12 protein-coding genes and 2 pseudogenes are annotated in these 7,892 nt (G+C 62.2%); 2 read left to right on the forward strand and 12 right to left on the reverse strand.

Going from position 1 to position 7,892, the window contains the following annotated elements; genetic code table 11:
• Nucleotides 1–22 precede the first annotated feature (22 nt).
• On the forward strand, nt 23–370 hold the full coding sequence (locus Q2M23_RS42655) for a DUF488 family protein (RefSeq protein WP_316399379.1): 348 nt from the start codon (nt 23–25) through the stop codon (nt 368–370).
• Here Q2M23_RS42655 and Q2M23_RS42660 read toward each other — a convergent pair.
• The 11 genes and pseudogenes from Q2M23_RS42660 to Q2M23_RS42710 form a co-directional block, all read right to left on the reverse strand.
• A complete protein-coding gene (locus Q2M23_RS42660) occupies nt 267–764 on the reverse strand; it encodes an OsmC family protein (RefSeq protein ID WP_316399367.1) in 498 nt (165 codons plus the stop codon). The genes Q2M23_RS42655 and Q2M23_RS42660 overlap by 104 nt on opposite strands.
• 19 nt (nt 765–783) lie before the next feature.
• The gene (locus Q2M23_RS42665) at nt 784–1,470 is read right to left on the reverse strand and encodes an antibiotic biosynthesis monooxygenase (RefSeq protein WP_316399369.1); all 687 of its coding nucleotides are present in this window, start codon (nt 1,468–1,470) and stop codon (nt 784–786) included.
• Between the two features lie 59 nt (nt 1,471–1,529).
• Nucleotides 1,530–1,676, reverse strand: a complete 147-nt coding sequence (locus Q2M23_RS42670; protein ID WP_316399371.1) for a hypothetical protein — start codon at nt 1,674–1,676, stop codon at nt 1,530–1,532.
• Between the two features lie 42 nt (nt 1,677–1,718).
• Nucleotides 1,719–2,465, reverse strand: a complete 747-nt coding sequence (locus Q2M23_RS42675) for a ferredoxin reductase (RefSeq protein ID WP_316399372.1) — start codon at nt 2,463–2,465, stop codon at nt 1,719–1,721.
• Complete coding sequence (locus Q2M23_RS42680) at nt 2,458–3,063, reverse strand: sulfite oxidase-like oxidoreductase (RefSeq protein WP_316399373.1); 606 nt, start codon at nt 3,061–3,063, stop codon at nt 2,458–2,460. Before Q2M23_RS42680 ends, Q2M23_RS42675 begins: the two co-directional genes overlap by 8 nt.
• A gap of 117 nt (nt 3,064–3,180) precedes the next feature.
• A complete protein-coding gene (locus tag Q2M23_RS42685) occupies nt 3,181–3,594 on the reverse strand; it encodes a cupin domain-containing protein (RefSeq protein WP_225648529.1) in 414 nt (137 codons plus the stop codon).
• A 138-nt stretch (nt 3,595–3,732) separates the two neighbouring features.
• Entirely contained in the window at nt 3,733–4,257 is a 525-nt protein-coding gene (locus tag Q2M23_RS42690; protein ID WP_316399374.1) for a DUF1003 domain-containing protein, read from the reverse strand.
• Nucleotides 4,258–4,360: 103 nt separating this feature from the next.
• Nucleotides 4,361–4,474, reverse strand: a pseudogene (locus Q2M23_RS42695) (NAD(P)H:quinone oxidoreductase); the annotation flags it as partial.
• 3 nt (nt 4,475–4,477) lie between these two features.
• Nucleotides 4,478–4,759, reverse strand: coding sequence for a DUF427 domain-containing protein (locus Q2M23_RS42700; protein ID WP_316399375.1), 282 nt, complete (start codon nt 4,757–4,759; stop codon nt 4,478–4,480).
• Between the two features lie 235 nt (nt 4,760–4,994).
• A complete protein-coding gene (locus Q2M23_RS42705; protein WP_316399376.1) occupies nt 4,995–5,879 on the reverse strand; it encodes a LysR family transcriptional regulator in 885 nt (294 codons plus the stop codon).
• Between the two features lie 359 nt (nt 5,880–6,238).
• Nucleotides 6,239–6,874, reverse strand: a complete 636-nt coding sequence (locus Q2M23_RS42710) for a response regulator transcription factor (RefSeq protein ID WP_316399377.1) — start codon at nt 6,872–6,874, stop codon at nt 6,239–6,241.
• A 222-nt stretch (nt 6,875–7,096) separates the two neighbouring features.
• Between Q2M23_RS42710 and Q2M23_RS42715 the strand changes: the two genes are divergently transcribed.
• Nucleotides 7,097–7,489 carry a response regulator transcription factor gene (locus tag Q2M23_RS42715; RefSeq protein WP_316399378.1) on the forward strand — a complete coding sequence of 131 codons (393 nt, stop codon included), beginning with the start codon at nt 7,097–7,099 and terminating at the stop codon, nt 7,487–7,489.
• Here the strand turns inward: Q2M23_RS42715 and Q2M23_RS42720 are convergent.
• A pseudogene (locus Q2M23_RS42720) lies at nt 7,484–7,819 on the reverse strand (ATP-binding protein); the annotation flags it as partial. The gene Q2M23_RS42715 and the pseudogene Q2M23_RS42720 overlap by 6 nt on opposite strands.
• Nucleotides 7,820–7,892: the final 73 nt, after the last annotated feature.

Raw genomic sequence — 7,892 nt, forward strand, 5'->3', positions numbered from 1 at the left:
CCCTCGAATCTTTGCAAATCCGATGGAATCACACCCCACTGAGATCACTCACCCATTTTTCAGTCAGGCTCTCAGGACCTGGTCTGGCCGTGACCCGAAGCGCGGGCGCGAGTGTCACAGGCGATACTTCGAGGAACTCCGCGCCAATCACGCCGCAGTCGAGCACCTGACGGATCTTGTATCGACGGGCGAAGTCACGCTGCTCTTCGGCGCGCACGATACCGAGCGCAACAACGCCGTGGGCTCGCGGACTATCTCGCGGCACACTAGTCGGGGTCGATGTACGGGATCGAAAGCTCGCTCAAGTCGTCGTCATAGCTTGCCGCTGGCCCGACGCCGACGTTATCGTTCGTGCGGATGTCGGCGCTAAGGCCGAGCGTTCGCCCGACGGGACACATGTTCGCAGCCTGCATCAGTTGCGCGCGCGCCTCGTTGCCAAGGTTTCCTTCGAGCCTGATGGAGCGCTCGAAGGAATCGCGGCCGCCATCCCCGCCATGGTGATACGACACGGCTACCTCGACGTGGGATAACGGGATTCTCCGCCTTCGCGCCTGCAGCCGTATCGTCATCGCTGTGCACGCGGCGAGCGAAGCGCTTAACAACTCGTAGGGGTTAGCTCCCGCCGCCGTGCCGCCCCTGCCGTCGGGGCCGCCGATCGAAAACACCGATGCGCCGGCACGGCCGTTAAGGGTGCCAGCACCGTCAAGGTCTCCGGCCACCTCAGCCTGTGGGCGAGGGGCTCTATCGTCGTTCGAATTCGTCATCGTGCTTTCCGGAGCGGTGTCAGGCGTGGAGGGTCTCGCCGCCTTTGGCGTCTGCGTAGTACTGAGGCGCCTCGCGACGGTCGTATTTCCCGTAGTCGCGCACGATCCGCACTCTACGGACCCTTGCCTTATCATTCGGCCCGGAAGCGTCCTCGTAGGCCTGCGCTGCATCGGCGTCCTTCCAGGACACGAGGAGAATCAGCTCGCCGGGCGTAAGTATGGCGTCGAAGATGTCCCAGGACGTGCTGTCGGCGGCCCACGGATTCAAGCCGAGCCACTCGGCGCAATCGTAAGGGTTGTTGGTCTGCTTCCACTCCGCGGGGCGAGTCGCGTTGATCAGCGTGACCGTCGTTCCGTCCCCGACTTCGGTCTCGTCGAGCCTCTGCTCCGTGAGGGCGCACCCCGGAGGCACTTGATTGTCAGCAGTGATCTGGCCGACTCGCAGGTGGTAGTCAGCGAGGATTTCGTCGCGGCCCTTCTGCTGAACCTCGTGATGGCGCATGCGGGTGCGCCAGCGGACGAGCGACTTTTCGTCCCGCCAGTTCGAAACCGAAAGGATCCAGCCCTCGCGGGTCAGGCTCTTGTAGCGGACGTTGTCGACGAAGCCCTCGACCTGCTCCAGCTCGGGGCGCAGCATTTTGGCGTTGTCGAGGTAGTCATTCCAGTTCTCTTTACTTGGGAGAACTTCAAAAATCACTGAAAACATGTTCGTATCCCGCTCTTAGAGTGTGCGACGCAGTCGATTTCGATGTCGAATTGCCCAGGCTAGGCGCGCTCTTCACGGCAGAAGACCTTCAAGCTGTCATCATCGATCGTTTTGGACAGCATCCACGCGGCTCCTGTTTCGTTCACTGTTGCGTCTTCTTGCATTCGGCGCGACCATCGCCACAGGCCGCGCGGATAATCTGGCATTTGCGAAAACTATCCTCTCGCAAAGCGAGAGGAGGTCGTCTCTCAAGCGCCGTAGCGTTCGGTCTTGATCGCCCTCGCTTCCAGTCCCAAGGCGAGGGCGGCGTCCGCCGCGATGTCGACGAAGGCGTTCGGCCCGCACACGAAGGCGCAGCCGGGAGACATAGGCAGCCGTGCCGCGACGTCAGCCACCATTCTGGCGTCGATCCGCCTGCTGAAGTCGGTGCGGCGCGTCGCAGGCTCGCGTGTCAGCGCCAAGGCGAGCGCGAAATCGGGAAGCGAGCTCTCCAGCTCGAGGAGCTCGTCCCTGAACAGCACGTCACCCCAGGTCCTGGAGGAGAGCGACAGCGCGACAGGCACCGGCTCGCCGCTGGCCTTCCGATACCGGATCATGGCCATGAGCGGCACGACGCCGGAGCCGGCGCCGATCAAGAGCACTGGCTTGTTGGAAGGCCCCGGCCAGAGAAAGTGTCCGCCGAGCGGCCCGCGTAGCTCGATCATGTCGCCTACTTGGGCGACGTCGTGGAAGAACGGGGAGACCTCGCCGTCCGGGAGGCGCTCGATCGCCAGCTCGATCACCTTGGAATCGCTCGGGGCCGAGGCGATCGAGTAGCTGCGCATGGCAGTGTAGCCGTCGGGCGCGGTCAGCCGCACGTCAACGTGCTGTCCGGCCGTATGGTCGAACGTTTCGGAAAGGCGGAGAAAGAAGCTTTTGATAGCCGGCGTCCTCGTCGCAATCTCGACAATCGCGCAGCTCTGCCATTGCGCGGTTGCGGCAATCGCTTCAGTCATTCGTGTATCGCTGCTCATGCCACGGATCGCCGTACATGTGGTACCCTCGCAACTCCCAGAAGCCGGCCTCGTCACGCTCCGTGAACTGAAGCCCGTTCACCCACTTCGCCGACTTCCAGAAGTAGAGATGTGGCACGAGCAGGCGCGCCGGTCCCCCGTGGTCACGCGGCAGCGGCTCGCCTTCGTACCTGAGCGCGACCATCGCCTTCCCCGTCGTGAGGTCCGCGAGTGGCACGTTGGTGGAGTATCCGTCGTAGCAATGTGCGAGCGCAAACGGAGTGGGTGCGGTAAGGCCAGCGTCGGCGAGGATGTCGTCGACGGCCACGCCCTCCCAGGCGGTGTTGAGCTTCGACCACGAGGTCACACAGTGGATGTCTCGCGTCATTCTGGTTCGAGGGAGCGCGTTGAACCCCGACCAGCTCCACGCTTTGACCGGACGAGGGCCGACCTTTAGCGTGAAAGTCCAGTCCGCGGGCTCGATCTGCGGCGTGGGGCCGGCCGTAAGCACCGGGAAATTGTCGACGAGGTGCTGCCCCGGGGGAATCCGGTCCGATGGTTCGGATCCGGATTGGCGGCCTGTGAAACCGCGAGTGACCATGGTGGATTTCCTCCGTGCCGGCGCGTGGAATCAATCATCTGGCGCGGTGCGAGCGGCCGGCGCCCGGGCCCGCGCGGGCGCACGGTCACGAACGCCGCGCGCCGCGGGTCCCAGTCGCTAGGGGAACGTCAGGCCGAAAGCGGCCGGATCGGGCTGCTCGCCTTTCCGTGGGACCAAGAAGCGCTCCAGTCCACCTGGCACGAAGCTGAGCAGCAAGGTCGCCTGGTCGCCGACCACCTCGATCGTATGCGGCACACCGCGGGGGAGAGCCGCGTAGGCGCCCGGCCCCACCTCGACACGGGCATCGCCGACTTGCGCGATTAGTTTCCCCTGCACCACATAGAGTAGCTCGTCCTCGCGCGAGTGGGTGTGCAGCGGCGGCTCCTCTCCGGCCCGCAATGTCCACATGACTGTGCCATATTCGCCTCCGGACTGGCTGCTCTCCACTTTGATCTCGACGCTCGAGCCTCCGCTCGAGGTCACCGTCTCGCCGCCGTGGGGCGGCGTGAGAACCGGCTGCTGGACTGACATTCTGTAGCTCCTGTTGTTGGACTCTTGTTCGAGTTCGCAGTGGCGGCGAAAGGTTGCCGCTCACAACGTACTGCGAAGCATGGAATTTCGCGCGGCGAATGGGAAATGACGTCATGCCATGAAGTCGATAGCCGTGCGTTATGACGGCCGTCCGCCTTCTGAGTCGGATTCTCGTGCGCGCGAGGCCGACTGCTGCCGCAGCTCGGTCAGCCCCCTCACGGCCTCGGTGAGCTTCAGGACTTCCCGCTCGCGGAGTTGGTCGATCTTCTCGTGCAGCAACTCTATCTCGAGCTCCGCCTTCACGTTGATGCGGTAGTCCTTCTCTGCGGCCTTGCGATCGATGTCCTGCTGCCGGTTTTGGCTCATCATGATGACCGGCCCCGCGTAGGCGGCCTGGAACGAAAGCGCGAGATTGAGAAGAATGAACGGGTAGGGGTCCCAGCCCCTGATCGCGCCCACAAGGTTGGCGGTTATCCAGACGATCAGGATCGCGCTCTGGACGATGATGAAGCTCCACGATCCCATGACGGTGGCGACCGCGTCCGCTATGCTTTGCCCCGGCGTCAGGCGTGCAACCGCCGGGGGCTCATCCATGGCCTGAAGCCGAAGCGAACGGCGCGCTCGCCTGAGGTCGGCGAGCAGGTCGTGCTCAACCTGTTCCATGCTATCCTGGTCTTCCACCTTCTCTTCCACACTACTAGCAACCCATTCCGCTCGATTGCGGGGCCGACTCGGCCAGTGCCCCGTCGCGTTCTGATCGCGTCGTTCAGCCGTGGAGTTTCGCGGCGGTCTCCGCGATGGCGCGCCCGTGGTACCAGGCGCCGGCAAGCTCATTCTCGCTCGGTTGCTGGCGCGCGTCGTGCCCGGCGGTCGTCGTCGCGCACTACCTGACGTCAACTCCGTTCCAGAAAGCCACGTAGTCCTTGATGTTCGCGGCTGCCGTCGACGGCTCCGGGTAGTACCACGCGGCGTCCTCGTTGGTCTTTCCGTCCACCACTAATGAGTAGTACCTCGCCATACCCTTCCACGGACAGCGGCTCGTCTTCGAACTCCGCTGTAGGAATTCCTTGCGGACACTCCCGGGCGGGAAATAGTGATTTCCCTCGACGACGACCGTCTTATCCGACTCCGCAATCGTCACACCGTTCCAAGTCGCCTTCGTCATTCCCTGTTCCTCGTCCTGCTGCGTTGTCGCGATGACTCCGACGCTATCGCACGCCGTGGCCTCCGCGAAATAACGATCGGGAATGGATTGCATAGCGCTACGCTCGCCGACCACGCCACTGTGACGCAAGGGCCCCGGCCGGTCGATTGGCTGGAAGCGGTTGGCCACCGACGTGCGTATCGTGGCATGCGGGAGCGCTCGCCACCTCCGGGAGCGTTGCGTGCAGCACGCCCTGCTAAGGGACTTCGACCGACCAGTCGCGAAAACGCGCGACCTTGATGAAAGCCTCCAGCGCCGGCGAGTAGCGGCGGCCCTGCACAGCCAGCAGCCGCACCTCCCGCGAAACCGGGTCGCCTTCGAGCGGAATGGTCTTGAGCGTCGGAAGGCGCGGCATGTGCTCGGGCGCGAGTATCACGCCGAAGCCAGCCGCGGCCATGTGCTGCAAGTGCAAGTCGTGACCGCTGCAGTGGCCCAGGTGGGGCGATTCCTCGAGGAAATACGACCTTTGGATCTTCGGGGCGACGTCGCATCCGGCGCGTTCTAGCAAGACCGTCTCGCGGAGGTCGTCGATGCCGATCGAGGGACGGTTTGCGAGATGGTGTGTCGGCGCGAGAACGGCGACGTAGCGCTCCTCGAACAGCAACCAGTCGTCGATGCGGGCAGGCATGTCCAGCACGTCCCCGACCATTGCGGTGTTGATCTCCCCCTCAAGCAAGAGATCGAGGAGCTTCTCCGCTGCTCCCTCGCGCAGCTCGACGCGAAGTCCAGGGACGAACTTTGCGATCTCCGCGATCAGATCGAGGACGAGCGACGCCGAGATAGAGGGGGCGAGGCCGATCTTCAGTGGCGCGACCTCCTTGCGTTGGAACTCCTTGGCTCTGCGACGCGCCGTCTCTACCGAGGCCAGTGTGCGCGCCAGCATCGGAAGGACTTCCTTCCCAAGGTCGGTGAGCTGCGTCAGCTCGCGTTCGCGGTAGATCAACTGGCCGCCGAGTTCCTGCTCGAGCTTCTGCACTCCCTTGGTCAACGCGGGCTGCGTGACATTGCATTGTTCGGCCGCGCGGGTGAAGTTGAGCGTGGACGCGACGGCGAGGAAGTAGCGAACTTGATGAAGCTCCATGGGTTGTTCTTTTCTCCGTCAACATGCTGCTGTCCATACTGACGAGCCTTGCGTCGCCCCGTCCGAACTCGGCGCTAGTGGTTGTTCACCAAGAGGGGGAAGGCGACCTCCGTGACTGTCAACGGTCGCATTTTGATGACTTGATCCGCTGCGGTCGATTGCGCGGCAGGTACTGTGAGGTTCGCTTGTGGCTGCCTGTGCTAAGCGATCGCTTAGAAGCGAGTCCGTAATCCTCGTGCCCCGAATCCGTTAGCCGGATGGGCACTCAGGGGAGGGGAGCGGCGCAGCAAATGCGGTAGACGCAAGCTGCGCTTATAGATAGCGCCCTCACACGAAAACGCTGAGCAAGCCTTTCCGGCTCAGGAGTTTTCCGGCTGCTGTAGTCTTATATTGAGAAGGTCCGCCATCCGGCTGAGCTCGGGAAGCGAACGTGCCTTCATCTTCCGCATCAGGTTCACGCGATGCACCTTCACCGTGGATTCGGCGATTCCGATATCGTTGGCAATCTGTTTGTTTAGGCGACCGGCCACGACGCCGAGCATGACTTCACGCTCGCGGGAGCTGAGCATGTCTAAACGCTCCTTGAGGGCAGCCAATGCGCTATCACTCTCTCGACGGGCACGATCGCGAGCGAGGCCAGCCTGGATGGCGTCAAGCAGATCCTGATCACGGAATGGCTTTGTAAGGAACTCTATCGCACCGCCCTTCATCGCTTGCACGGTCATCGGCACGTCGGCGTGCGCTGTGATGAAGATGATCGGCACTTGCCTGTTTGCGGCGACAAGGTCGCGCTGAAGCTCAAGACCGCTTCGCCCCGGCATTCTCACGTCGAGCACCAGGCAAGTGGGACCGTCCGGCGGATCGGCCTTGAGAAAATCGGGAACAGACGAAAATTGTCGGGCAGGTAAGCCGACTGTCCGCAACAGCCGCACGACCGAGTCGCGAAACTCGGGGTCGTCATCGATAACCAAGACACTGGGATTTGCCTCACCCATTCTCGGTATCCTGCGTAGGGAAGCGCATTTTGCTATTCCCGCGTCATTCTACGCACACTCAGCCGAGATGAACAGGCCTAAGCGGATAGCCGGAACCCTAAGCCATCGCTTACAGGCGCGGTCATTGCATTATTCGGGAAGTTCCCGGACACTAGAAATTGCATGCAGGCGCGAGGTAATGCCGCCAGGGTAGTGGAGCGACGAACGTGCGTGGAACCGGCAATGTTGAACCGAACATTGATATCCATCGTCGACGATGATCAGCTCTATCGTGAGTCAGTGCGAAAGCTCGTAGTGCTGATGGGCTACACTGTCGAAGCGTTTCCGTCAGCAGCCGATTTCCTGGCGTCACGCTTTTTGCCGGAAACAACCTGCTTGATCTCCGACGTTCACATGCCCGGAATGACTGGAATCGAGCTGCACAGGCATTTGGTCGATGCAGGGTACGCGATCCCGACGATCCTCGTTACCGCGTACCCCGATGAAATCGTTCGGGATCGGGCTCTAAGGGACGGGGTCGTTTGCTACCTCAGTAAGCCGGTGGACGACAACCATCTTGAACGATGTCTGCGTTCGGCTCTGCGGCCGGGCACGCCAATCGAAGGGAATTCATGAGTCCTCTTGCGCCGTCGGCATGGTGAACTGAAATACGGCGCCCCGAGGCTCGTTCGCTTCCGCCCACAGCTTGCCGCCGTGAGCATCGATGATGGATCGGCATATCGACAGCCCCATCCCTGTTCCACTGGATTTGGTGGAATAGAAGGCGTCGAAGACACGATCGAGATGCTCCGGATCAATGCCAGGCCCGGAATCGCGCACCGCCACGAGAACGCCTCGCCGGTCTTGTTGGGTGCTGATCGACAACTCTCTTGCCCTCTCCTCGGCCGAACCCATTGCTTCGGCCGCATTCAGAATCAGGTTCAGCAAGACCTGTTGCAGCTGTAAGTCGGAGGCCAAGCGGTCTTAGGAAGACAACTATAACACTCAACTCCTTGGCTCACAGAACGACATGGCTACG

It is taken from the genome of Bradyrhizobium sp. 33ap4 (assembly GCF_032654765.1).
GTDB classification, from domain to species: Bacteria; Pseudomonadota; Alphaproteobacteria; order Rhizobiales; family Xanthobacteraceae; genus Bradyrhizobium; species Bradyrhizobium australafricanum.

Excerpts from the sequence above, each read along its gene's own strand:
- Q2M23_RS42655 (WP_316399379.1), top strand. The coding sequence starts at position 23 with ATGGAATCACACCCCACTGAGATCACTCACCCATTTTTCAGTCAGGCT.
- Q2M23_RS42660 (WP_316399367.1), bottom strand. The coding sequence starts at position 764 with ATGACGAATTCGAACGACGATAGAGCCCCTCGCCCACAGGCTGAGGTG.
- Q2M23_RS42665 (WP_316399369.1), bottom strand. The coding sequence starts at position 1,470 with ATGTTTTCAGTGATTTTTGAAGTTCTCCCAAGTAAAGAGAACTGGAAT.
- Q2M23_RS42670 (WP_316399371.1), bottom strand. The coding sequence starts at position 1,676 with ATGCCAGATTATCCGCGCGGCCTGTGGCGATGGTCGCGCCGAATGCAA.
- Q2M23_RS42675 (WP_316399372.1), bottom strand. The coding sequence starts at position 2,465 with ATGACTGAAGCGATTGCCGCAACCGCGCAATGGCAGAGCTGCGCGATT.
- Q2M23_RS42680 (WP_316399373.1), bottom strand. The coding sequence starts at position 3,063 with ATGGTCACTCGCGGTTTCACAGGCCGCCAATCCGGATCCGAACCATCG.
- Q2M23_RS42685 (WP_225648529.1), bottom strand. The coding sequence starts at position 3,594 with ATGTCAGTCCAGCAGCCGGTTCTCACGCCGCCCCACGGCGGCGAGACG.
- Q2M23_RS42690 (WP_316399374.1), bottom strand. The coding sequence starts at position 4,257 with ATGGAACAGGTTGAGCACGACCTGCTCGCCGACCTCAGGCGAGCGCGC.
- Q2M23_RS42700 (WP_316399375.1), bottom strand. The coding sequence starts at position 4,759 with ATGACGAAGGCGACTTGGAACGGTGTGACGATTGCGGAGTCGGATAAG.
- Q2M23_RS42705 (WP_316399376.1), bottom strand. The coding sequence starts at position 5,879 with ATGGAGCTTCATCAAGTTCGCTACTTCCTCGCCGTCGCGTCCACGCTC.
- Q2M23_RS42710 (WP_316399377.1), bottom strand. The coding sequence starts at position 6,874 with ATGGGTGAGGCAAATCCCAGTGTCTTGGTTATCGATGACGACCCCGAG.
- Q2M23_RS42715 (WP_316399378.1), top strand. The coding sequence starts at position 7,097 with ATGTTGAACCGAACATTGATATCCATCGTCGACGATGATCAGCTCTAT.